The organism is Haloarcula mannanilytica (assembly GCF_005406125.1).
GTDB lineage: Archaea > Halobacteriota > Halobacteria > Halobacteriales > Haloarculaceae > Haloarcula > Haloarcula mannanilytica.
Genome location: NZ_BIXZ01000002.1, coordinates 26,757 through 49,123, shown reverse-complemented (window position 1 = coordinate 49,123; position 22,367 = coordinate 26,757). Strand labels below are relative to the sequence as shown.

Annotated in this window: 21 protein-coding genes; 6 read left to right on the top strand and 15 right to left on the bottom strand. The window is 65.8% G+C overall.

The annotated features are described in order from the left end of the window. Nucleotides 1-12: 12 nt before the first annotated feature. Nucleotides 13-2,829 carry a DNA mismatch repair protein MutS gene (gene mutS, locus Harman_RS07360; RefSeq protein WP_137683175.1) on the bottom strand — a complete coding sequence of 939 codons (2,817 nt, stop codon included), beginning with the start codon at nt 2,827-2,829 and terminating at the stop codon, nt 13-15. A gap of 113 nt (nt 2,830-2,942) precedes the next feature. Here mutS and Harman_RS07355 point away from each other — a divergent pair, with 113 nt between their 5' ends. Both Harman_RS07355 and thsB read left to right on the top strand, forming a co-directional pair. Then, on the top strand, nt 2,943-3,332 hold the full coding sequence (locus tag Harman_RS07355; protein WP_137683174.1) for a DUF7383 domain-containing protein: 390 nt from the start codon (nt 2,943-2,945) through the stop codon (nt 3,330-3,332). 174 nt (nt 3,333-3,506) lie between these two features. After that, complete coding sequence (thsB, locus tag Harman_RS07350; RefSeq protein WP_394347811.1) at nt 3,507-5,186, top strand: thermosome subunit beta; 1,680 nt, start codon at nt 3,507-3,509, stop codon at nt 5,184-5,186. Nucleotides 5,187-5,583: 397 nt separating this feature from the next. Here the strand turns inward: thsB and Harman_RS07345 are convergent, their stop codons facing one another. Then, nucleotides 5,584-6,468: a hypothetical protein gene (locus Harman_RS07345; protein WP_137683173.1), complete on the bottom strand. Its 885-nt coding sequence runs from the start codon at nt 6,466-6,468 to the stop codon at nt 5,584-5,586. A gap of 76 nt (nt 6,469-6,544) precedes the next feature. Between Harman_RS07345 and Harman_RS07340 the strand changes: the two genes are divergently transcribed. Next, complete coding sequence (locus Harman_RS07340) at nt 6,545-7,540, top strand: ornithine cyclodeaminase family protein (protein WP_137683172.1); 996 nt, start codon at nt 6,545-6,547, stop codon at nt 7,538-7,540. Here Harman_RS07340 and Harman_RS07335 read toward each other — a convergent pair whose 3' ends face one another. The 3 genes from Harman_RS07335 to Harman_RS07330 are packed head-to-tail and all read right to left on the bottom strand — an operon-like array spanning nt 7,541 to nt 8,151. Further along, nucleotides 7,541-7,759: a DUF7535 family protein gene (locus Harman_RS07335; RefSeq protein ID WP_137683171.1), complete on the bottom strand. Its 219-nt coding sequence runs from the start codon at nt 7,757-7,759 to the stop codon at nt 7,541-7,543. Between the two features lie 39 nt (nt 7,760-7,798). Then, the gene (locus Harman_RS21455) at nt 7,799-7,966 is read right to left on the bottom strand and encodes a hypothetical protein (protein ID WP_200830854.1); all 168 of its coding nucleotides are present in this window, start codon (nt 7,964-7,966) and stop codon (nt 7,799-7,801) included. Further along, nucleotides 7,966-8,151 (bottom strand): hypothetical protein, encoded by a 186-nt coding sequence (locus Harman_RS07330; RefSeq protein ID WP_101348989.1) that lies wholly within the window; start codon nt 8,149-8,151, stop codon nt 7,966-7,968. Before Harman_RS07330 ends, Harman_RS21455 begins: the two co-directional genes overlap by 1 nt. A 220-nt stretch (nt 8,152-8,371) precedes the next feature. On the opposite strand from Harman_RS07330, the gene Harman_RS07325 reads away from it, so the two are divergent. Both Harman_RS07325 and leuS read left to right on the top strand, forming a co-directional pair. Then, the gene (locus Harman_RS07325; RefSeq protein ID WP_137683170.1) at nt 8,372-9,763 is read left to right on the top strand and encodes a sensor histidine kinase; all 1,392 of its coding nucleotides are present in this window, start codon (nt 8,372-8,374) and stop codon (nt 9,761-9,763) included. Nucleotides 9,764-9,863: 100 nt separating this feature from the next. Continuing rightward, nucleotides 9,864-12,581 (top strand): leucine--tRNA ligase, encoded by a 2,718-nt coding sequence (gene leuS, locus Harman_RS07320; RefSeq protein ID WP_137683169.1) that lies wholly within the window; start codon nt 9,864-9,866, stop codon nt 12,579-12,581. A 52-nt stretch (nt 12,582-12,633) separates the two neighbouring features. Here leuS and Harman_RS07315 read toward each other — a convergent pair whose 3' ends face one another. The 4 genes from Harman_RS07315 to Harman_RS07300 form a co-directional block, all read right to left on the bottom strand. Further along, a complete protein-coding gene (locus Harman_RS07315; RefSeq protein WP_137683168.1) occupies nt 12,634-13,086 on the bottom strand; it encodes a peroxiredoxin in 453 nt (150 codons plus the stop codon). Between the two features lie 2 nt (nt 13,087-13,088). Further along, nucleotides 13,089-13,496, bottom strand: a complete 408-nt coding sequence (locus Harman_RS07310; protein WP_137683167.1) for an Hsp20/alpha crystallin family protein — start codon at nt 13,494-13,496, stop codon at nt 13,089-13,091. A 62-nt stretch (nt 13,497-13,558) separates the two neighbouring features. Next, on the bottom strand, nt 13,559-14,374 hold the full coding sequence (gene pheA / locus Harman_RS07305; protein WP_137683166.1) for a prephenate dehydratase: 816 nt from the start codon (nt 14,372-14,374) through the stop codon (nt 13,559-13,561). Nucleotides 14,375-14,449: 75 nt separating this feature from the next. Next, nucleotides 14,450-15,289 carry an aldo/keto reductase gene (locus tag Harman_RS07300; protein ID WP_137683165.1) on the bottom strand — a complete coding sequence of 280 codons (840 nt, stop codon included), beginning with the start codon at nt 15,287-15,289 and terminating at the stop codon, nt 14,450-14,452. 211 nt (nt 15,290-15,500) lie between these two features. Between Harman_RS07300 and Harman_RS07295 the strand changes: the two genes are divergently transcribed. Then, the gene (locus Harman_RS07295; RefSeq protein ID WP_137683164.1) at nt 15,501-15,833 is read left to right on the top strand and encodes a DUF4234 domain-containing protein; all 333 of its coding nucleotides are present in this window, start codon (nt 15,501-15,503) and stop codon (nt 15,831-15,833) included. Nucleotides 15,834-15,913: 80 nt separating this feature from the next. Here Harman_RS07295 and Harman_RS07290 read toward each other — a convergent pair whose 3' ends face one another. From Harman_RS07290 to pdhA, 6 genes are all read right to left on the bottom strand, one after another. Beyond that, entirely contained in the window at nt 15,914-16,543 is a 630-nt protein-coding gene (locus Harman_RS07290) for a hypothetical protein (RefSeq protein ID WP_137683163.1), read from the bottom strand. Between the two features lie 150 nt (nt 16,544-16,693). Beyond that, nucleotides 16,694-18,112 (bottom strand): dihydrolipoyl dehydrogenase, encoded by a 1,419-nt coding sequence (gene lpdA / locus Harman_RS07285; protein ID WP_137683162.1) that lies wholly within the window; start codon nt 18,110-18,112, stop codon nt 16,694-16,696. Between the two features lie 39 nt (nt 18,113-18,151). After that, nucleotides 18,152-18,460 (bottom strand): hypothetical protein, encoded by a 309-nt coding sequence (locus Harman_RS07280; RefSeq protein WP_137683742.1) that lies wholly within the window; start codon nt 18,458-18,460, stop codon nt 18,152-18,154. A gap of 142 nt (nt 18,461-18,602) precedes the next feature. Continuing rightward, nucleotides 18,603-20,225, bottom strand: a complete 1,623-nt coding sequence (locus Harman_RS07275; protein ID WP_137683161.1) for a 2-oxo acid dehydrogenase subunit E2 — start codon at nt 20,223-20,225, stop codon at nt 18,603-18,605. Nucleotides 20,226-20,228: 3 nt separating this feature from the next. Beyond that, nucleotides 20,229-21,227, bottom strand: coding sequence for an alpha-ketoacid dehydrogenase subunit beta (locus Harman_RS07270; RefSeq protein ID WP_137683160.1), 999 nt, complete (start codon nt 21,225-21,227; stop codon nt 20,229-20,231). Then, entirely contained in the window at nt 21,224-22,330 is a 1,107-nt protein-coding gene (gene pdhA / locus Harman_RS07265; RefSeq protein WP_137683159.1) for a pyruvate dehydrogenase (acetyl-transferring) E1 component subunit alpha, read from the bottom strand. Before pdhA ends, Harman_RS07270 begins: the two co-directional genes overlap by 4 nt. Nucleotides 22,331-22,367 lie beyond the last annotated feature (37 nt).

Here is a 22,367-nt window from a genome sequence, read left to right as displayed (position 1 = left end):
CCGCTACCGCTGCTATTCGAGGCGGTCCTGCAAGTCCGCGAGCGCGTTCATCGCCTCTATCGGCGTCATCGTCGCTACGTCGAGCGACGCCAACTGCTGTGTCACTGACTCCGGAAGCTCCCCCTCAACGGCGGCCCCGTTCGTCCGAAGCTTCTCCTGTGTGTGTCCGTCTGCTGGACCCTCACTGGCCGTCGGTGCCTCCGTTCCGTTTCCTGTCGGTTTCGTCGCCTCCGTCTCGGATTCGCCAGCGTCTCCCGACTCTTCTTCGGCGGCGCTCGTTTCACCGGCGTCGGCATCCGTCAGGAGGTCCCGCGAGCGCTCGACGACGGATTTGGGGACGCCGGCCATGTTCGCCACCTCGACGCCGTAGGAGGCCGCCGCGGGACCGGGCGCGAGTTCGTGGTCGAAGCGAACGTCGCTGTCCTCGCGGCTGGTCTCGAAGTGGCGATTGGTCGCGCCGGGCAGGTCGGCGGCGACGGCCGTCAGGTCGTGATGATGGGTCGCAAACAGCGTGTACGCCCCCACCTCGTCGTGGAGATACTCGGTGACGGCGCGGGCGATAGCCAGCCCGTCGGCCGTCGACGTGCCCCGTCCCACTTCGTCCAGCAGGACCAGCGAGTCGGCGGTCGCCGCGTCGAGAATCGTCGCTAGTTCGGTCATCTCGATCATGAACGTCGAGCGGCCGCCGGCGATGTCGTCGCTGGCCCCGACGCGGGTGAACACCCGGTCGAGAATCGGCAGGTCGGCCGCCTTCGCGGGGACGAAGCCCCCCGCCTGGGCTAGCAGACAGATGAGCGCGACCTGACGCATGTACGTCGACTTCCCGCTCATGTTTGGCCCCGTGACGACGGCGAGGAACGGGTCTTGCACTCCGGGGGTATCACCGTCAGACTGCTCTTCGTTCGACTCCCGGTCGCTGCTCTCCCGCAGCGGCCCGCTCCCCAGCTGCGTGTCGTTGGGGACGAAGGCGTCCTCGGTCCGCTCGACGACCGGGTGGCGGCCGGCGGTGATGTCGATGCCGTCGCTGCCGACGGCCGGCCGACAGTAGTCGTACTGGGCCGCAACTTCGGCGAAAGAAACCAGCACGTCGAGGCGGGCCAGCCGGTCCGCGAGCGCCTGCACGCGCTCGGCCTCCTCGGCCACCTCGTCCCGGACCGTACAGAACAGGTCGTACTCCAGGTCGTCGGCCGCGCTCTCGGCGCGCAGGATCTCGTCTTCGCGCTCCTTGAGTTCCGGCGTGTAGTAGCGCTCGCTGTTTTTCAGCGTCTGGCGGCGCTGGTAGTCCTCGGGAACGGCGTCGAGGTTGGCGTTTGTCACCTCGATGTAGTAGCCATGGACCGAGTTGTGGCCGACCTTCAGCGAGTCGATGCCGGTGCGCTCGCGCTCGCTCGCTTCGAGGTCGTCGATCCACTGCTTGCCCGACTGCTCGGTCGAGCGCAGTCGGTCCAGTTCCTCGTCGTAGCCCTCGCGGATGACGCCACCCTCGGTCACCTGCTGTGGCGGGTCCGTGCGGATTGCCGCCTCGATTTCCTTGCGGGTCTCGGTCAACGGGTCCAGCGTGGCATGGAGGTCTGCGAGCAGCCGGGCGTTGGCCTCGTCGAGTTCATCCCGAATATCGGGCACGACCGACAGCGTGGCGGCCAGCGACCGGAGATCGCGGGCGTTCGCTCGACCCCGCGAGACGCGCGAGATGAGCCGTTCGAGGTCGTACACCTCCGCGAGCAGGTCCGAGAGGGCCTCTCGGGTCGCCGGGTCGCGCTGAAGCTCTGCAACCGCGCCGTGGCGGGCCTCGATGCGGTCGGCGTCGAGCAGCGGCCGGCGGAGCCAGTCGGTCAGTTTCCGCCGCCCCAGCGCACACGCGGTCTCGTCGACCGTATCAACGAGCGTGCGGTTCTCGTGGCCCCGGACCGACCGGCGCTCGAACAGTTCGAGGCTCTCGACGGCGACGGCGTCAAGCAGCATGTACTCCCGCGGGTCGTAGCGCGTGAGGTGATTGAGATAGTCGAGCGTACCGGCGGGGTCCACGTCCGCGTCGACTGGCTCGCCGTCGGGACCGACCGCGCCGCTGCTCCCGCGGGTGTATTCGGCATAGGCCAGCAGGCCGCCACAGGCCCGGATTTCCGCGTCGCCGGCGAGCAGGCGCTCTGGTGGGCCGAAGTACTGTCCCACGCGGTCGGCGGCGCGCTCTCGGCCGAAGGCGTCCGCGTCGTAGCGTGTCACCAGACAGGCCGGGCCGAAGACGGCGTCCCGGTCCACGTCAACGTCGGGGCCGACGATGGCTTCCGCCGGGCCGAAGCGGCTGAGTTCGTCGGCGACGGCGCTCTCGGAGCCGACGCTCGTGGCGTAGCAGTCGCCGGTCGATACGTCGAGCAGGGCCAGCCCGTAGCGCTCGCCGGCGGTCAGGGCCGCAACGTAGTTGTTGTCCGCGCCGCCAAGCAGTTCGTTCTCGGTGAGCGTGCCGGGCGTGACGATTCGCGTCACCGCGCGTTCGACCACGCCGCTGACCTCGTCGGGGTCCTCGACCTGGTCGGCGATGGCGACCCGGTAGCCCGCGTCCAGCAGCGTCTCGACGTAGGACTCGGCGTTGTCGATGGGGATGCCGGCCATCGGGTACTCGCCGGTCGAGTCCTCCCGCTGGGTCAGCGTGATCTCACACAGCCGGGCGACCCGCTGTGCGGCCGCACAGAAGGCCTCGTAGAAGTCCCCGACCTGAAAGAGGACTAGGGCGTCGTCGTACTGCCGGCACAGCTCGTAGTACTGTGCCATCATCGGCGTCAGGTCTTCTTCGAGCTCGGCCATCTGCTCGGGCGGGCCAAGCGCAGCGTCCATACCGGAGGGCAACAGTCCGGCACTCATAGGCGCTCCGCTCTCTGTCGTGAGCGTTTGGATCGCACGACCGGGCCGACCACTGATTTTTATACCGCTGGAGAGACGTTGTTCGTATGTCACGTCGCGCCAACTATGCGCTCTGTCAGTTCCAGCAGCACCTCGGCCCGTCGGCGGACTCGCTCGACGTTCCCTGGGCCGAGTACACCGGCGATTCGACCGACCCGATTTCCTTCGACCTCCAGACCTCGTCACCGGCGGACCCGTACGTCCAGATGCAGGTGTTTGACGTGGAGGATTTCGAGCACGAAATCGTGGTCAACGGCGAGGCGCTGTCGGGGTTCGACATCGCGCCGGGCGAGGGCTGGCAGCTCTGGATGGACACGATTGCGCCCGAACGGCTGCAACTCGGCGAGAACACGATTCAGTTCCGGCGAAACCCCGACTCCGAGGACGCCTTTGTTGTCGGGTCGGTCACAGTCCACTGGACGGAGCCGGTCGAGTGAATATATAAACAGGTCGTCGCCGTCTTGATGGGGCGTGCCAACAGCTACCACTGCTGGCGGGAAATACCACCTTTGTCCGGTGGTTTTACCCGTTCTGGGTGTGACAGAAGGCGACCGCCGAGGACCCTGTAACCCCTACTTTTATATAGAACCACATGCAATCTTCGCTTGATTATGAGCCAACGCCAGATGCAGGGCCAGCCGATGATCATCCTGGGAGAGGACTCCCAGCGGATGAAGGACAAGTCTGCACAGGAACACAACATCTCGGCCGCTCGCGCGGTCGCCGAGTCAGTACGCTCGACGCTCGGCCCGAAGGGGATGGACAAGATGCTCGTCTCCTCGATGGGCGACGTGACCGTCACGAACGACGGCGTCACCATCCTCACGGAGATGGACATCGACAACCCGACAGCCTCGATGATCGTCGAGGTTGCCGAGACACAGGAAGACGAGGCCGGTGACGGCACCACCTCCGCTGTCGCCATCGCAGGCGAACTCCTCAAGAACGCCGAGGACCTCCTCGAACAGGACATTCACCCGACGGCGATCATCAAAGGGTTCAACATGGCCGCGACGCAGGCCAAGGACGAACTCGACGACATCGCCACCGAGGTCGACCCCGACGACGAGGAACTCCTGAAGAAGGTCGCCGAGACCTCGATGACGGGCAAGGGCGCGGAGCTCAACAAGGAGCTGCTCGCCCAGCTCATCGTCGACGCGGTCAACGCTGTCACCGTGGAAGCCGAGGACGGCTCCGTAATCGCCGACCTCGAATACCTCAACATCGAAACGCAGACCGGCAGCTCCGCCGGCAACTCCGAGCTCCTCGAAGGCGCGGTCATCGACAAGGACCCGGTCCACGAGGAGATGCCGACGAACGTCGACGACGCCGACGTGCTGCTAGTCGATACGGCCATCGAGCTCGACGAGACCGAGGTCGACGCCCAGCTCTCCGTCGACGACCCGAGCCAGCTCCAGAACTTCCTCGACAAGGAAGAACAGCAGCTCAAGCAGATGGTCGACCAGATCGCCGACACCGGTGCCGATGTGGTCTTCTGCCAGAAGGGCATCGACGACATGGCCCAGCACTACCTCGCCGAGAAGGGCATCCTGGCCGTCCGCCGCGCCAAGAAGTCCGACATCGAGTTCCTGAAGGAAGTCCTCGGGGCTCGCATCGTCTCTGACCTCGAATCCGCGACCGCGGAGGACCTCGGTCACGGCTCCGTCACCCGCGACGAGGCCGAAGGCCTGTTCTACGTCGAGGGCAGCAGCAACGAGGCCCACGGCGTCACCCTGCTGCTCCGTGGCTCGACCGATCACGTCGTCGACGAGCTCGAACGTGGCGTCACGGACGCGCTTGACGTTGTCGCGTCGACGGTCGCCAACGGAAGCGTCCTCGGCGGCGGCGGCGCACCCGAAGTCGAGGTCGCCCGCCGGCTCCGCGACTACGCCGACAGCGTCGAGGGCCGCGAGCAGCTCGCCATCGAGTCCTTCGCCGACGCGCTGGAGATCATCCCGCGCACGCTCGCCGAGAACGCCGGTCTCGACAGCATCGACACGCTGGTCGACCTGCGCGCTGCCCACGAGGACGGCGATGTCAGCGCCGGCTTGAACGTCTTCTCCGGCGATGTCGAGAACACGCTCGACACCGGTGTCGTCGAGCCGACCCACGCCAAGCGACAGGCTGTGTCCTCGGCTGCAGAGGCCGCGAACCTGGTCCTCAAGATCGACGACATCATCGCTGCCGGCGAGCTCTCGACCTCCGGCGGCGACGAAGGCGGTCCCGGCGGCCCCGGTGGCGCCCCTGGCGGCATGGGCGGCATGGGTGGCGGTATGGGCGGCATGATGTAGGAGGTCGACCGGAGGGAGACCTCCGAACGAGCGAACGGACGCAGTCCGTGAGCAAAGCGAGGGGCCGAACGAAGTGAGGGTCCTCGAATAGTGAGCGGCGGAAGCCGCGAGGCAAGCGAGGTCTTCGCGTTGCTCAGACCTCGAAAAGACGAACGGGCGAAGCCCGTGAGTCAGGCGGTCGGCCGGAGAGAGACCTCCGAACGAGCGACCCACTGACTGCGGTTCGGTTTTTGCGGATCCGTAACGCGATGAGCGCGCCCAGTGTGCATATCGAGACGTGAAACCGGAGAAACCGTTACGTATGTCTCCGCGTAGTGTCGACTGTCCCGGTCCGTGTGGTGGCACGGACTGGTGACAGTGGGTGGGGACTCTCTCCGTTTTGCGTCCGGTAACTGTCTCAGCCAGTCCGGTTGTGTTGTTCGGTCCGGCCAGTTGTCGGGGCTGAGCCGTGCCAAGTGTCGAACACCACGTCTGTCGTTCCGAGGTCGCTATAGCGGAGACTCTCCGTCACCCGGCGCGTCTCCGTCCCGTTGACGAGCGTGTACTGGAGCGCATAGCTCCGGATGATGCCGTTGGGTGTCACGGTCGCCGAAAAGGAGACGTTGGTCACACTGTCGGCGGGCTGGGTAGCGATTGCCCTCGTATCGGTCGCTCCGGTTCCCTTGATGCGATACAGCGAGACCCCGTACAGTTGTTTGATGACCGAGTCGCCGGGGCGGATGGACGTGACGTTGGTGACCGATAGCAGCGTGATGAGGCGGCCGTTGAACGTGGGTTCGAAGAACAGCGCGGCCCGCGGGGGACGCGGCGGGCCACCGATGCCGCGGCTGTCCGCGACCACCTCCGTCGATGTCGAGCCGTTGACGGTCGTTCGTTCGAGCGCGCGGCCGTTCCGCCAGGTGCTGTGAATCTCACGCGCTGTCACGCCCGGTCCGGTTACCGTTCGAGTGGCGGTGTACGACCGGTAGCCCGTACTGATACTGGCCCGGGTTCGTATCCGTTTGTGCAGGCCGCTGTCGTTCCTGACGGTTCTGGTGTGTCGAACCCGGTAGGAGGTGTTCGAGAGCTGGCCCACGTGGGCACGGCCGAGCGCGGTGGCGTTGACGACGCGGTCGCCGACGATGCCCGGGGCGCGTTGTGCCGGGGCCGGCGTCGCATCCGCGGTCGGAACGGGAGCCGGCGTCACCGTCTCCCGGGCGGCCGTGTCGTCGCCGAACAGGCCGGCACACCCGGCACTCAGCAGACAGAGACAGACCATGACAATCGCTACCCCGCGACGCATACCAGTGACTGGGCGTGTGACGACATAATCCCTGTGACGGCGGGGGTATAAGTGCCGCCGAGTGCCAAGCTTTCGTATGCAGACGCTGCTTCTTGGCGCGGATGCGGTCGAGGACCACGCTGCGATGCCGGCGGTCATCGACGCGGTCGCCGCCGCCTTCGCCGCTGATGCCAGGGATAACACCATCATGCCGGCCAAGTCCTACATCGATCTGCCGCAGTACAACGGCGACTTCCGGTCGATGCCGGCCTACGTCAACGCGGAGACGTGGGACGCCGCCGCGGTCAAGTGGGTCAACGTCCATCTGGACAACCCCAGCGACCACGACCTGCCGACCGTTCTCGGGACACTCATCTACTCGGACCCCGAGACGGCGTTTCCGCTGGCGGTGATGGACGGCACCGTTCTGACCCGCCTGCGGACCGGGGCGGCGGCCGCCGTCGCTACCGACCACCTCGCCGTCGACGATGCCGACTCCCTTGGTCTGGTCGGGGCCGGCACGCAGGCCTACACGCAACTGGAGGCCATCTCGTCGGTCCGTGACATCGAGACGGTGGTCGTCGCCGACCGGGACGCGGAGAAACAGCAGGCGTTCGTCGACGCCTTCGCCGGCCGGTTCGACGTGCGCGCGGGCACCATTGCGGACGCCGCCGGCTGTGACGTGCTGTCGACCATTACGCCCGTCGAGTCGCCCATCGTGGAGCGGGAGTGGCTCGGCGAGCGAACGCACGTCAACGCTATCGGAGCCGATGCCGCCGGCAAGCAGGAACACGACGAACGCACGCTGCTCGATTCGAAACTCGTCATCGATAACTACGAGCAGTGTACCCACTCCGGTGAAATCAACGTCCCGTGGGGCAAGGGCGTCCTGACCGACAACGATCTCCACGGGGAACTCGGCGACATCGTCGCTGGCAAACTTTCGGGGCGGACCGACGACGACGGCATCACTGTCTTTGACTCGACAGGGCTGGCTATCCAGGATGTCGCGGCCGCACACGTCGTCTACGAGAACGCAAGCGCTGACGGCGACGGGACGGCGTTCTCGCTCGTCGACACCGACACGTCCTGATTAGGATGAGGGCGTGAGCATCTCGGTCACTTTCGAGATGCCCCAGACGATGATAATGAACGGCAGGAGCGGGACCAGCAGGACGAGCAGGCCGGCGAGCATCCCCCAACCGAACACGTCCATGCCCTCGTTGGGACGGCTCCGCGAGCCCGGTGTGACCGATCGGAGAGCCTTCGGCAGTCGTCCGCTGTCCTTCGCGTCGTCAGGTGATTCCGCCATACTGTCTCTTGCGCTGAGACGTGTATAAGCCTAGGGCGGCTACATCGCACCGGCGACGCCGCTGCCGATGGCGGCCCCGCAGTTACCACAGGCCACGAGATAGAACCGCTTCGAGGCCGTGAAAAAGCCCGTCGTCGACTCCATGTCGAGGAACTCCACGTCGTCCTGGTCGGTCATCTCCGCGTCGCATTCCGGACAGTGAACCATCAGGCTGCACCTCCGTTCGACTTCGCGCCGGCGACGCCGCTGCCGATAGTGACGCCACAGGCTGCGCAGTTCGCGGTGTAGAAGCGCTTGGAGGCCTTGATGAACCCGGTAACCGCGTCCACTTCGACGAACTCGATGTCGTCGGCCGTTTCGAGCGAGGTCTCACAGTCAGGGCAGTGTACCATACATTCCAGACACCAGCGGAATCCGGCAAAAATCTTGTGTGAATTTCCGGCGTCTGGCCGGAGTACCGTGTCCGTCCTGTCGGGATTGATCGAAACTGCCCGAAGTTGGAGCGTCCTGAGCCATCGCTGAACTGGCGGTCGTGAGCGGCCTTTGTTCCTCGAAACGCCCGAAACAGTGACGGTCCACCACACGCAACAGTACGGTCACCGGGAACGCACAATGGGTAGCAAATCTGTCTTAGTTGTCGGCGGTGACGGGGTGGATACGGCAACTCTCGAATCCGCTCTCGCTGAGACGCCGGCTTCGGTCACGCAACTGTCGGCCCTTTCGGCCCTCTTTGATACGCTCACCTGTTCGACGTTCCACGCGCTTGTCCTGCCTGCAACAGTTGACGGACAGTCCGGAACCGACATCGCGTACGGTGTCAGAAACCTGTTTCCCGACCTCCCGATGATCGTCGCTGGCGAGGACCCGTCGGCAGTTCCGGACGGCCTGGACGTGACGGCAGTCGAGCCGTCGGCACGTCTCGAAGACACTGTTGCCGAGGCTGTCCGGGACAGTCTCGACGGCGAGCCGCCGGCTGTCGCGGGACGCCCGCCATCGCCGATGGAGACGCTGTTACTCTCGCTGTTCAACGAGATGCCCGACCACCTCTATGCGAAAGACGGCCAGGCCCGACACGTCCTGATGGGGCGGGGGTTCAACGAGCCGACCGACCGACTCGGCCTCACTGATGTCGAAGTCCCGGAACTGGCCGACGAACACGCGAAAGCAGCCCTCCGTGATGAGATGGACGTGATCGAGGGGAAAACGGACCAGATCGAAGTCGAGGAGTTCCTCAACCTCGATGCGACGTACGTCCGCACTCGTAAAATGCCGTGGTACGACGCTGCGGGAGAGATCCAGGGCATCGTCGGACACACACAGGACATCACCGAGCGAAAGCTCCGCGAGCACGCGTTTCGTCGTCAGCACGAACGGCTGGTGAAGGTCGCACTTGTGGCGTCTCACGAGCTACGAAACGAACTTCAGATCGCCTACGGCCGACTCGAAGACCTGGCTGGCTGTGACGATGCGGCCGCCGACATCGAAGAGTCGCTCTCCAATGTTGCCTCGATTATCGACACCGTGGTCGAACTCTCCACGAGCGACCCGAACGGGCCGCTCCAGCACGACGAGATCGAACAGGTCCCGAAGCAAAAACACGTGTGGCTCTCCCGTCTCAGTCGTGAGGTCTGGGACACGCTCGCCGACAGCCAGGCGAGCCTGACCTTCGACAGCGACACCCGTATCGTCGCCGACCAGGAATCGACCGGGCTGCTTCTCCAGATCCTGTTCCAGAACGCGCTTGAGCACGCTGGCCCGGCAGTCACCGTTACTGTCGGCACGACGGACGACGGTTTCTTCGTCGCCGACGACGGCCCTGGCATCGATGTTGAGCCGCCGGAGCGCGTGTTCGATGCGGGCCACTCCGCCGTCGCGGAGAACACTGGGTTCGGGCTCTACGTCGCCCGACGGGTCGCCGCGGATCAGGGCTGGACGCTCTCCATGTCGGACAGTGAGTCGGGCGGCGCTCGCTTCGACATCGGGAACGTGGACTGTCAGGAATAACGGGTCGGCGGTCGATCCGTCAGGACGCTCTCTCCGCCGTGCCCCGACAGCCTCCCGAAGGGAAAGGTATAGCACCGTCGCTACCGGATGTTCCGATATCATGACTACGACCGGTGAGGAACGCGAGCGGGGGTTCGACCATACGGAGATCGAACCCCGGTGGCAGCGCACGTGGGACGAGGCCGACGTGTTCCGGATCGACGACGACGAGACCGACCCGGAGTACGTCCTGGCGATGTTCCCCTACACCTCCGGGAGCCTTCACATGGGCCACGTCCGGAACTACACCATCACCGACGCCTACGCCCGCTTCGAGCGGATGCGCGGCGAGAGTGTCCTCCACCCGATGGGCTGGGACTCCTTCGGCCTCCCGGCGGAGAACGCCGCAGAGGAACGGGACACCAATCCGCGAGACTGGACGATGCAGTGCATCGACTCGATGCGCGACCAGCTCACGGAGATGGGCTTTGGCTACGACTGGGACCGCGAACTCGCGACCTGCGAGCCGGAGTACTACCAGTGGAACCAGTGGTTGTTCAAACAGTTCCGCGAGGAAGGGCTGGTCGAGCGCCAGGCCGCCGAACTGAACTGGTGTCCCTCCTGTGAAACCGTCCTCGCCGACGAGCAGGTCGAGGGCGAGGCGGAACTGTGCTGGCGGTGTGATACGCCCATCGAAGCCCGCGAGATGGACCAGTGGTTCTTCACCATCACCGACTACGCCGAGGAACTGCTGGAGTCACTGGACGACCTCGACGGCTGGCCGAACAACGTCCGGGAGATGCAGCGCAACTGGATCGGCAAGCAGGAGGGCGCGAGCGTCGCCTTCGAGATTCCCGGCCACGGCGAGGTGGACATCTTCACCACCCGGCTGGACACCATCCACGGAGCGACGTTCTTCTCGCTGGCCCCGGGCCACCCTGTCGCCCAGGAAATCGCCGAAGACAACGACGAGGTCGCCGAGTACATCGAGATGGCCGAGGACGCCGACGAGGACGACCTCGACGTGACCTCCGGCGTGTTCACCGGCGAGTACGCCGAAAACCCCGCCACCGGCGAGGAAATCCCCGTCTATGTCGCCGACTACGTGCTGACCGACGTGGGAACGGGCGCGCTGTACGCTGTGCCCGCCCACGACGAGCGCGACCACGAGTTCGCCACGCACCACGACATCGACATCGTGCAGGTCGTCGAACCGACCGAAGACGCAGACGCTGACCCCGAAGACATCGATGTGCAGGAGGAAGCGTATCCCGAGGACGGGCTGTTGGTCAACAGCGGCGAGTTCGACGGCCTCACGAGCGAGGAGGCCCGCGACCGCTTCGTCGAGGAGTTCGACGGCGAGCACCGCACGGAGTACAACCTCCGGGACTGGGGTATCTCCCGCCAGCGCTACTGGGGGACCCCGATTCCGATGATCCACTGCGACGACTGTGGTTACGTCGAGGTCCCCGACGAGGACCTGCCGGTCGAACTGCCGGAGTTCGTCCACACGACCGGGAACCCGCTGGACGCCGCCGAAGACTGGAAGCACGTCGACTGTCCCGAGTGCGGGGCCGACGCCGTGCGAGAGACCGACACGATGGACACCTTCGTCGACTCCTCGTGGTACTTCCTGCGGTACACCTCGCCGGAAATGGACGACGCACCCTTCGACGCCGAACGGGCCAGCGACTGGATGCCGGTCGACCAGTACGTCGGCGGCATCGAACACGCCGTGATGCACCTGCTGTACGCCCGCTTCTTCACGAAGGTGCTCGACGACCTCGATATGGTCGACGGCGTCCGCGAACCCTTCACGAACCTCACGAACCAGGGGATGGTGCTGGGCGAAGACGGCAACAAGATGTCCAAGAGCCTTGGAAACGGCGTCTCACCCCAGCGCATCATCGAGGAGTACGGGGCTGATACGGCCCGGCTGTTCATCATGGAGGCCGCCCAGCCCGAGAAGGAGTTCGCCTGGAGTCCCGAAGGCGTCCAGTCCGCCCACAGCTTCCTCCAGAACGTCTACCGGCTGGTTTCGGAGTACGCCGAGGGCGATAGCGAGGCGCGGAGCGCCTCGGAAAACGCGAGCGGTAAAACCGCGAGCGCCGGCGATGCCAACGAAATCGCGGCCTACGTCGACCGCGAAATCGACGCGACGGCCGCGAACGCGACGGCGGAGTTCGAGGACTTCCGGTTCAACCACGCGCTCCAGGCCGTGCGGGAACTGGTGTCGCTGCTGCGCCGATATCAGGAGGCGACCGACCCTGACCCCGACACCTTCGAGCGCGGGCTGGCGACGGCGGCGAAGCTGCTCGCCCCGGTCGCGCCCCACGCCGCCGAGGAGATGTGGGCCGAACTGGGCCACGACGACCTCATCGCGGAGGCCGAGTGGCCGGCGGCGGAGGCCCCCGCCGACTACGAGACAGAGCGCCGACTGGTCGAGAACACCCGTGAGGACATCCGCGACATCGTCGACACGGTCGGTATCGAGGACCCACAGACGATCACGCTCGCGGTCGCGCCGGAGTGGAAGCACCGCGTCCTTGACCTCGCACGGAACGCCGACGGCAACGTCGTCGGGACCGTCATGCAGGACGAGGACCTGCGCGAGCAGGGCGAGGCGGCCGCGGACTTCGCCAAGGAACTGGCCGGCCGCGCCCAGTCGCTGGATGAGCAACTGCCACCCGAGCGCGAACAGGAAGCGCTCGAACGCGCCGCGTGGCTCATCGAACGCGAGTTCGGCGCTGACGTAGTCGTGCAGGGACCGGACGAGGCGGATCCCGATCTCGTCGGCAAGGCCGGGCCGGGCCGTCCGGCTATCGACATCGAAGAATAGCCTGTTGTCGTCAGAACGGGCTGTTACCGCTTGCTGACCGCTCACTGACTGCTTACTCGGCCGCGATAACGCCGGTATCCACGAGGTCCTCGAAGACGTTCGTCGCGTGCCCGTCGGGGGCGACCCGCTCGTACACGCCGACGACACGCCCGTTGGCGATGATGTACGTCGTCCGCTGGCTTCGCCCGTCGACGAGCTCTACGTCGAAGGCCTCACACAGCCGTCCCTCGGGGTCGGCCAACAGGTCGAAGCTGATGCCGTTGGCCTCGGCAAAGTCGCGGTGGCTGTCCACGCCGTCCGTCGAGACGCCGTACACCGAGACGCCGGCGTCCGCAAACTGCTGTCCGTACTCCTCGAACTGCGCTGCCTCCGTCGTACACCCCGGGGTGTCGTCCGCGGGATAGAAGTACAGTACCGTCGGCTCCTCGAAGGCGGGCTGGACCGCGTCGCCGTGCTGATTCGTCGCTCTGATCGTTGGCACGTCCGTGCCGGGTTCGAGCACCATCGTCAGTTCACGGGGATGTCCGTGCCGTCGTCGTCTTCGTTGCGTACGACCTTCCCCAGCCGTACGGTGAGGACGCCGTTGTTGTAGCTCGCGGTGGTTTCCTCCTCGTCGACGGCTTCGGGGAGGCGAACCGACCGACTCATCGACTGCTGGCGGCGCTCGCGCTGGACGTACTGGCCGTCGGTCGATTCTTGCTCCTGGCTCGACGCGGCGCTGATGGTGAGCTCCCGGTCCTCGACGAGCTGGACATCGATGTCCTCGCTGTCGTAGCCGGGGAGGTCCGCGTGGACGACGAAGGTGTCGCCCTCGTCGACGACATCGACCGGGACAGCTCCCATGTCGACGCCGAACTGCTCCCCCAGCATATCGAACGCGCGCTCGATCTCGCTGAACGGATCGCGGTCGGACATATACGGGGGTACACGGCCCCGGGACTTAACGCTTGAACCGCGGCCGGCGATGCTTCGCTGGGTCAGTTGACGACCGTTTGCGAATCGTAGGACCCCAGCCGGCGGACCCACCCCTTCTCTGCAATCTCCTCGATGTCAGCAAGGGCGTCCTGCGTGCGCTGCTCGTAGAGGCCGGCCGAGATGTCGATGTGGAAGACGTAATCGCCCAGGCGCTCACCGCTGGGCCGGGATTCGACACGGGTGAGGTTGATGTCGCGGTCGGCGAAGGGTTCCAGCAGTTCCAGCAGCAGGCCGGGGTAGTCCACGTCGGGGTAGACGATGAATGAGGTCTTGCCGCCGGCCTCGCTGCGTTCGCTCGTCGGCGCGACGACGACGAAGCGCGTGGCGTTCGAGGACTGGTCCTGAATGTCCTCGGCGAGAACTCTCAGTTCGGTCCCGTTGGTGGCGTTCTCGGGATGGCCGATGGCGGCGATATCTGCGTCGCCACGAGCGCGCTCGACGCCGCGAGCCGTCGACGCGACGGCCTCTACGTCTACGCCGGGGTAGTGCTCGTCGAGCCAGCCGCGACACTGGGCCAGCGCCTGGGCGTGGCTGGCAACGAGAGAAAAGGAGTCGTCCTGTGCGAGCAGGGCGTGGCGGATCGGCGTGATGATCTCGTCGACGACGGCGATGTCGTACTCCGCGAAGGCGTCGAGCGACTCGGTGACGGAGCCCTCGATGCTGTTCTCGACGGGGACGACGCCGCGCTCGGCCTCGCCGTTGGCGACAGCCTCGACGATGGCGGTCACCGACTCGGAGAAGGATATCTCGTCGTCGGTGACTGCCTGTGCGGCGCGGTGGGAGTAGGTCCCCTCGGGACCCAGCGTGACAGTGGTCATACCCGGGGTACAGCGGTGGGAACCAAAAGAACCGCGGTCATCCGCCGTCGCGTTGCTGGTGCAGTCGGCCGCCGCTCAGGACAACTCGGCCAGTTCTTCGTCGCTGAGTTCGATGGCGCTCGCGGCGACGTTCTGTTCGAGGTGGTCGAGGCTGCTGGTGCCGGGAATCGGAAGCGTCACGTCCGAGTGGCCCAGCAGCCACGCCAGCGCGATCTGGTAGGGGGTGGCGTCGTGGCGCTTTGCGATCTCCTCGATGCCGTCGACATCGCTGAGGTCGCCAGCGCCCAGCGGGAACCACGGGATGAACCCGATGCCGTAGTTCTCACAGGCCTCCAGCACGTCCTCGTCGTCGCGGTGGGCGACGTTGTACTGGTTCTGGACCGTCGCGATATCGACGATATCGCGGGCGCGGTCGAGTTGCTCGACGGAGACGTTTGAGACGCCGATGTGGCGGATCAGCCCCTCGTCTTTCAGTTCGGCGAGCGCGTGAATCGAGTCCTCAAACGGCGTGTCCGGGTCCGGTCGGTGGTACTGGTACAGGTCGATCGGATCCATCCCCAGGCGGTCCCGCGAGCACAGTTGGGCGTTGCGAAGGTAGTCCGGATCACCGTGGGCCAGCCAGTCGGCGTCGGTGTTGCGGAGCAGGCCCCCTTTCGTCGCGATGACGAGGTCCTCACGTTCGGTGTCCAGCGCTTCGCCGATAAGCCGCTCGGAGACGCCCGGGCCGTAGGAGTCGGCCGTGTCGATGAAGTCGACGCCGAGCTCGACCGCCCGCTCCAGCACTGCGCGGGCCTCGGCCTCGTCGTCCGGCTCGCCGATGATGTCCTCGCCGGTGAGTCGCATCGCGCCGAACCCGAGCCGGTGAACCGTGAGCTCTCCGCCGATCTCGAAGGTCTCACTCTCGTTTGTGACCATGCTTGCACTCTCGTGAGCACGCCTGAAAACGGCGGTGCATGGCCCGGTAGTTACCGCTATCGACGCCAATAGATCGCTGTTTGGCGAGTTCAATCCCGGACCGGTACAGTAGCTGGCCGCGGTTGGACGAGATAATCCCATGAATGTGTTCGAAAAACTAACACGACTGTGGTGTACTTTTTTCACGAAGCCAGAGAGATGAACCGATTGTATGTCCGCATCACCGAATGTAACTGACGCATCAGCGTTTGAGAAGGGGTCGCTCGGCCTGCAGGTCGTCCTGTTCATCGTGACCGGGACCCTTTATGGCCTGTACTGGCTGTACAAGACCGCCAAGCAGCTCGACGCGGGGACAGACCAGGACCTGACTCCCATCCTGGCGGTCATCCCGGTGGTCAACATCATCGGTATCTGGCAGATATCGAACGCGGCCGAGGCCGTCACCGACCAGAGCGGCGTGGTCCTGTTCCTGCTGTTCGTCGTCTTCGGTCCCATCTCGTGGTTCCTGATCCAGTCGGGCATCAACGACACCGCGGCCAACTGACGACGCCCGAGGCTATTTCTCACAGCCACGAAACGCCGCTACTGGCGTCCTTTCCGCTCCGATAGCGGCGTCATCGCTGTTCACTCGCTGTCGCGGCGGAACAGTGCGAGGTGAACGAAGAGATAGCGGGAGGCATAAAAGACCGCGACGCTGGCGGCGAAGGCAAACAGCGAAACGGTGGCGACCGACACGCCGAACCCGGAGTCGACGAAGGGGTTTCGGCCCATCGTCGCGATGTACGCCGACACCGCGTCACCGCCGCCCAGGCCCACGGCGAACAGGCAGAGCGAGAGCACGATCGCCAGGCCGCCCGTCCCGAGTCCGACGTACCGCGCGAAGTCCTCGGCGTTGAGCGCCGCGTGTGCCTGCCGTTCGGTCAGCGGTGCGAGCCGGACCCGGTAGAGGACTGATCCGACGAGAAGCGTCGCGCCGAACAGTTGCAAGAAGCCGCCAAACAGCCCGAGCAACAGCACCTTCGGCGAGGCGACGGCGGGATCAACCGTCGGGAGAAACGCCGCGGTGCTGTTCGGGTACAGCCCGTATATCGGGAGTAACAGCGCCAATGCGCCCAGCAGGGCACTCTGGAGCGCGAGTGTTCGTGGCACAGTCTGGCGGAGATATGAGTGGCGTTCGTATCGGAGCCGCTCGTACGTCGACCCTGAAATGAACGCTTGGGCGATGGTGTCGTCGGGCTGTGAATCAGTAGACATATGTTACCGGTTCCTAGTCACCGTCAGATTACTCAATCGTCATTATAACCCTTTCGTACGCCGAAACTATCTCCTACCCTGTCATTTCGCATGTGGATCGCGGTACCGAGCGCTCGGCCTGGGACTTGCCGACTCAGTCGCAATCCCACATTACCGCGTGTGAACCGCCTCTCCGCGTGCGGCCGCGGCCGCCTCGTGGACAGCCTCGGAGAGCGTTGGGTGGGTGTGGATCGTTCCGGCGATGTCTTCGAGTCGCGCGCCCATCTCGATACCGAGTCCGAGTTCGGCGATTAGCTCGGACGCCTCCGGGCCGACGATCTGTGCCCCGAGCAGGAACTCGTCGTCGGCGTCTGCGACGATGCGGACGAATCCCTCGCGCTCGTTGACGGTGAGCGCGCGGCCGTTGGCCCGGAACGGCATCTGGCCGACAACCGGATCGAAACCGGCCGCCTCGGCCTCGCTCTCGGTCATGCCGACGGTGGCGATCTCGGGGTCGGTAAAGACTGCGGCGGGGATCGCCTGGTGGTCGAACGCGGCGGGTTCGCCGGCGGAAGCTTGGGCGGCGACCTCGCCCTCGGCCATCGCCTTGTGGGCCAGCATCGGCTCGCCGGCAACGTCACCGACCGCGAACACCGACTCGAACGCGGTTCGGCACTGGTCGTCGGTCGGGAGGAACCCGTCTTCGTCGGTCTGGAGGTCGACGTTCTCCAGCGCGAGCGTGTCCGTGACCGGTTCGCGCCCGACCGCGACGAGGCACTTCTCGGCGTTGTACTCGGTGATTTCCTCGTCGGCGTCGACCGTCTGGACGCGGATGCCCTCGTCTGTCTGCTCCCAATCGTCGGCGGCCTCACCGAAGTTGAAATCGATGCCCAGGTCTTCGGCGCGCTCGCGGACGACCGCTTCGATGTCGTCTTCGTAGCCCGGTAACACGTCATCGAGCATCTCGACGACTGTGACCTCCGCGCCCAGTTTGGCAAACACCGTCGACAGTTCCATCCCGATGTAGCCCGCGCCGACGACGAGCAGCTTTTCGGGAACCGATTCTAGCGCCAGCGCGTCCTTCGAGGAAAGGATGTGTTCGCCGTCGAACTCGAAGCCCGGCACTTCCATCGGTCGGCTCCCCGTGGCGACGACGGCGTGTTCGAACGACAGCGACTCCGAACCCTGCCCTTCGCCACCGTGAGCGACCCGCACCGTCTCGTCGTCGACGAACTCGGCAGTGCCCTCGATAAGGTTGACGCCGGCGCTCTCACACAGTGACTCGACGCCCCTCGTCAGTCGCGTGACGACACCGTCTTTCCACTCGGTCATTCCGGCCATGTCGACGGCCGGGTCCGCGAACACGCCCATCGACTCGGCCTGCCGGGCGTCGTGGGCCACGTCTGAGGCCGAGATGAGGGCCTTCGAGGGAATACAGCCGTGGTTCAGGCAGGTCCCGCCGTAGGCGTCCCGCTCGACCAGTGTCGTGTCTAGTCCCAGTTGCGCGCCCCGGATAGCGGCGACGTAGCCGCCCGGACCGCCGCCGATGACCAGCAGTTCAGTTCCCGTAGTGACATCTCCGACGACCATAGCGGCTCCTCGGTCGGGCCGGTGAAAAGGTATCGCCCTTCAGCCCGCCGTCGCATTTCGGCCGCGCCGTCGATACAGGTAGTATCCGATGACCGGAACCGACACGGCAAACGCCGGGAGCAGCGCCGTTCCCACCCCGTGGACGACGCCGGCGAGCGCATACAGCGGCGTCGGGGTCCAGTTCGCATCCGCTCGCCGGAGGTGCCGACTATCGAGGAAGAGTCCGACTGTGAGAAGCAGGCTGAACAGCACACCAGCCCAACTGGCGAGTACAGTCAGGGCGAACACGCCGAGGAGCGTGCCGATACTCCCCTCACCAGTCGACGTGGACGAAATGAACAGTTCCATCGTCACCCGGGAGAGGGCGATACACCCCGGCGGCAGGACGAACAGCGCGGCCAATCCGTACCAGATCCATGTGTCTCGCGTGGAGGGCATCACGTGTCCTGTCGCCCCAACGACCTGTTTCGCTTTCGGTCCTGAACCGGGGTTACTCCAACAGGAGCCGTGTCGGGTCCGCCAGATACGCCTTGAGCGTGTTGACGAAGCGGGCCGCGTCAGCCCCGTCGATGACGCGGTGGTCGATTGCCAGCGAGAGCGGCAGCGTGGGTTTCGCAAGTACCTCACCGTTTTCAGCTACCGGACGCTCTTTCAACGCCCCGATACCGAGAATTGCTGTCTCTGGGACGTTGATAATGGGACTGGCGTACTCGCCGCCGATGGCCCCGAAGTTCGTGACGGTAAACGTCCCGCCTTGCATCTCCGAACGCTCGATGTCGCGGCTGCGAGCCCGCGCCACGAGGTCGTTGATCTCGCCGGCCAGTTCCAGCAGCCCCTTCCCGTCCACGTCGTCGACGACCGGGACGACGAGTCCGTGGTCGGTCGCCGTCGCCACGCCGATATTGCGGGCGTCTCTGTAGACGATTTCCTCATTTTCGGTGTCCAGCGCCGTGTTGAGAATCGGGTGTTGCTCCAGCGCCGCGGCGACGCATTTCACGACGAAGGGCGTGTACGTCAGGTCGACGCCGCGCTCCTCGGCCAGCGGTTCGAGTCGCTGACGGGCCTCGACGAGCCCGGACACGACCACCCGGTCGTGATGCGTGGCGTGGGGCACTTCCCGCCGGGAGCGGGCCATCTGCTCGCCGATGGATCGTCGGACGCCGCGATACGGTTCGCGCCGTTCGCCCTCGCTCGTCTCGACGGGCGTCGTTTCGGTCCCAGCGCCGGCGGCCGCCGCGTCCGCCGCATCGCCGGTCGCCACTGCGCTCGCCGCGCCGCCTTCGGCGCTGACGGCTTCGGCGTCGGCCGCCTGCGCGGCCTCCTGTGCTTCCGCGTACGCCCGGACCGCCCCCTCGTCGACGTAGGGCTGGCCGTCCCGTGTCTGGTCGGTCGGGACGGCGTCGATGTCCACGCCGAGTTCGCGGGCGACCTTTCTGGTGGCCGGCGTCGCCAGCGTCTGGTCGCGTCGCTCCGTCTGTTGTCCGTCTCCGGAGACGCTTCTGACGGCCGACTTGACAGCGGTCCCGTCGTCTGCGTCGCCCTCATCGTCGACCCGCGAGACCACCGCCGTCGGACCGCCGTCATCGTCGTCGGACACTTTCGACACGACCGACGTGGGGCCGTCGTCGGTGTCGTCCGTCTCGTCGGTTGCTGCTGTTGCCGATTCGACATCTGCCTCGGTGACGCGACCGCCCGGTCCGCTCCCGTCGATGGCCGCGATGTCGACGCCCCGCTCGCGAGCGAGTCGGCGGACACTCGGCGAGGCAAACACGCGGCCGTCGGCCGCGCTTGTGGCCGCCTGTGCGGAGCCGTCTGACTCCGCGGCCTCGGACGTAGTACCGTCCTCGGTCCCGTCCGCTTCGCTCGCCTCGGCGTCGCGCTCCTCTGCGATGGTGACGAGCACCTCGCCGGTCTGGACCATCTCACCGACCTCGGCGTGGCGCTCCTGTACGACGCCGTCGACCGGCGACGGCACGTCGACGGCGGCCTTGTCGGTCTCGACCTCCGCGAGGACTTGGTCCTCGGTGACGGCGTCGCCCGGCGAGACGTGCCAGGCCAGCACCTCCCCCTCTGCGACCCCTTCCCCGAGGTCCGGAAGCTTGAACTCGAACATGCCTCAGAACTCGACTGCCTCTCTGATACCGTCTTTGATGCGGGCGGGTTCGGGGAGGTAGTAGTCCTCCAGGGCGTACAGCGGGTAGGGCACGTCGAAGCCCGTCACCCGCGTCACGGGGGCCTCCTGGTACAGCAGCACCTCCTCCTGAATGGTGGCGATGATTTCGCCAGCCAGCCCACCGGTCTTGGGCGCTTCGTGGACGACAGCCGCCCGCCCGGTCTTCTTGAAGGAGTCGACGATGGCGTCGGTGTCCATCGGCGACAGCGTCCGCAGGTCGACCACCTCGGCGTCGATGCCTTCCTCGGACAGTTCCTCGGCGGCTTCCAGCGTTGGCCGGGTCATTGCGCCCCAGGTGAACACGGACACGTCGCTTCCCTCGCGGCGGACCTTCGCCTCGCCCAGGTCGACAGTGTAGGACTCGTCGGGGACATCCTCGCGGAACGAGCGGTAGATGAGCTTCGGTTCGAGGAAGATAACGGGGTCCGGGTCCCGGATGGCCGCCGTCAGCAGCCCCTTCGTCTCCTTCGGCGTCGACGGCACGACGACCTTCAGTCCCGCCTCGTGGACGTAGAACGCCTCCTTGGACTCGGAGTGGTGTTCCGGGGCGCGGATGCCGCCGCCGTAGGGTGCGCGGACGGTGAGCGGGCAGTTGTACCGGCCGCGGCTCCGCGTGCGGAGGCGGGCGGCGTGGCTGACGATCTGGTCGAACGCAGGGTACATGAACCCGGAGAACTGGATTTCGGGGACCGGCCGCATCCCGTAGGCGGCCATGCCGATGGCCGTCCCGACGATACCCGACTCCGCCAGCGGTGTGTCGACGACGCGTTCGTCGCCGAACTCCTCGTGAAGGCCCTGGGTCGCGCGGAAGACGCCGCCGTTTTTCCCCACGTCTTCGCCCATTACGATCACGTCCTCGTTCCGCTCCATCTCGCCGTAGAGGCCGTCGCGGACGGCCTGTACGAGCGTCAGACTCTGTGTACTCGCGTCTTGCGTACTCATTCCAGTAGCACCTCATCGCCGTGTCGCTCGCGCAGGTCCTCTAGATACTGCAACTGCTGTTCGAGCCGCTGTGGCATCTCCGCGTACACGTCCGCGAACATCTCCTCCGGCGTCGGCCGCTCGGTTGACTCCGCGGTGTCGATGGCCTCGGCCACCTCCGTTTTGACGGACTCGTCGATGGCGTCGACCCGCTCGTCGTCGAGCAGGCCCCGGTCCCGGAGGAACGTCTCCATCCGCGGGATTGGGTCTTTCTGCTTCCAGCGCTCGACCTCGCTGTCGTCGCGGTACACTGAGGGGTCGTCCGCGGTCGTGTGCGCGCCAAAGCGGTACTGCACGGACTCGATCATCGTCGGCCGAAGCCCGTCCTCGGGCGGATCGTGAGCCTTCTCGACGGCCTCGCGGGTCACCTGATACACCGCCAGCGGGTCCATCCCGTCGACCTGCACGCCGTCGAAGCCGTAGGCGTTGGCCTTCTGGGCGAGCGTCTCGCTGGCCGTCTGGCGCTCCCGCGGGACCGAAATCGCCCACTGGTTGTTGTTACAGAAAAACACCGCGGGCACGTCGAACACGCCCGCGAAGTTCAGTCCTTCATGGAAATCTCCCTCGCTCGTCGCGCCGTCCCCGAAGTACACGAGGAAGGCGGTGTCGTCGCCTTTGAGCTTCGAGGCCCACGCGGCCCCGGTCGCGTGCGGAATCTGGGTCGCAATCGGGACCGCGAGCGAAAACACGTTGACCTCTTCCGGCGGCGAGTTGCCCCGCTCGGACCCCATCCAGTACAGCAGGTCGTCCGCCAGCTCCCACCCCCGAACGGACAGGGCGATGTGTTCCCGGTAGCTCGGGAACAGCCAGTCCCCGTCCCGCAAGGCGAAGGCGCTGCCGACCTGGGACGCTTCCTGGCCTGACATCGGTGGGTAGGTCCCCATCCGGCCCTGCCGCTGCAGACTCACCGCCCGCTGGTCGAAGTGGCGGCCGAGCTTGAGCAGCCGGTACATCTCCACCAGCTCGTCGTCCGAGAGGTCCGGCACCGTCGCGCCATCGACCACCGTCCCGTCCTCATCGAGAATCTGTACCTGGTCCGCGGGGTCGCGCTGGAGGACACTCATAGAAACCGCCTCCCTCGAAATGGCATGTGATAACTGT

What these genes read in the sequence shown, in the direction of transcription:
- thsB (WP_394347811.1), top strand. Translation starts at nt 3,507, where the DNA reads ATGAGCCAACGCCAGATGCAGGGCCAGCCGATGATCATCCTGGGAGAG.
- Harman_RS07335 (WP_137683171.1), bottom strand. Translation starts at nt 7,759, where the DNA reads ATGGCGGAATCACCTGACGACGCGAAGGACAGCGGACGACTGCCGAAG.
- Harman_RS21455 (WP_200830854.1), bottom strand. Translation starts at nt 7,966, where the DNA reads ATGGTTCACTGTCCGGAATGCGACGCGGAGATGACCGACCAGGACGAC.
- pdhA (WP_137683159.1), bottom strand. Translation starts at nt 22,330, where the DNA reads ATGAGTGTCCTCCAGCGCGACCCCGCGGACCAGGTACAGATTCTCGAT.
- Harman_RS07315 (WP_137683168.1), bottom strand. Translation starts at nt 13,086, where the DNA reads ATGGTGCTCGAACCCGGCACGGACGTGCCAACGATCAGAGCGACGAAT.
- Harman_RS07295 (WP_137683164.1), top strand. Translation starts at nt 15,501, where the DNA reads ATGTCCGCATCACCGAATGTAACTGACGCATCAGCGTTTGAGAAGGGG.
- Harman_RS07290 (WP_137683163.1), bottom strand. Translation starts at nt 16,543, where the DNA reads ATGTCTACTGATTCACAGCCCGACGACACCATCGCCCAAGCGTTCATT.
- Harman_RS07310 (WP_137683167.1), bottom strand. Translation starts at nt 13,496, where the DNA reads ATGTCCGACCGCGATCCGTTCAGCGAGATCGAGCGCGCGTTCGATATG.
- Harman_RS07345 (WP_137683173.1), bottom strand. Translation starts at nt 6,468, where the DNA reads ATGCGTCGCGGGGTAGCGATTGTCATGGTCTGTCTCTGTCTGCTGAGT.
- leuS (WP_137683169.1), top strand. Translation starts at nt 9,864, where the DNA reads ATGACTACGACCGGTGAGGAACGCGAGCGGGGGTTCGACCATACGGAG.
- Harman_RS07270 (WP_137683160.1), bottom strand. Translation starts at nt 21,227, where the DNA reads ATGAGTACGCAAGACGCGAGTACACAGAGTCTGACGCTCGTACAGGCC.
- Harman_RS07275 (WP_137683161.1), bottom strand. Translation starts at nt 20,225, where the DNA reads ATGTTCGAGTTCAAGCTTCCGGACCTCGGGGAAGGGGTCGCAGAGGGG.
- Harman_RS07355 (WP_137683174.1), top strand. Translation starts at nt 2,943, where the DNA reads ATGTCACGTCGCGCCAACTATGCGCTCTGTCAGTTCCAGCAGCACCTC.
- Harman_RS07340 (WP_137683172.1), top strand. Translation starts at nt 6,545, where the DNA reads ATGCAGACGCTGCTTCTTGGCGCGGATGCGGTCGAGGACCACGCTGCG.
- Harman_RS07330 (WP_101348989.1), bottom strand. Translation starts at nt 8,151, where the DNA reads ATGGTACACTGCCCTGACTGTGAGACCTCGCTCGAAACGGCCGACGAC.
- lpdA (WP_137683162.1), bottom strand. Translation starts at nt 18,112, where the DNA reads ATGGTCGTCGGAGATGTCACTACGGGAACTGAACTGCTGGTCATCGGC.
- mutS (WP_137683175.1), bottom strand. Translation starts at nt 2,829, where the DNA reads ATGGACGCTGCGCTTGGCCCGCCCGAGCAGATGGCCGAGCTCGAAGAA.
- Harman_RS07280 (WP_137683742.1), bottom strand. Translation starts at nt 18,460, where the DNA reads ATGGAACTGTTCATTTCGTCCACGTCGACTGGTGAGGGGAGTATCGGC.
- pheA (WP_137683166.1), bottom strand. Translation starts at nt 14,374, where the DNA reads ATGACCACTGTCACGCTGGGTCCCGAGGGGACCTACTCCCACCGCGCC.
- Harman_RS07300 (WP_137683165.1), bottom strand. Translation starts at nt 15,289, where the DNA reads ATGGTCACAAACGAGAGTGAGACCTTCGAGATCGGCGGAGAGCTCACG.
- Harman_RS07325 (WP_137683170.1), top strand. Translation starts at nt 8,372, where the DNA reads ATGGGTAGCAAATCTGTCTTAGTTGTCGGCGGTGACGGGGTGGATACG.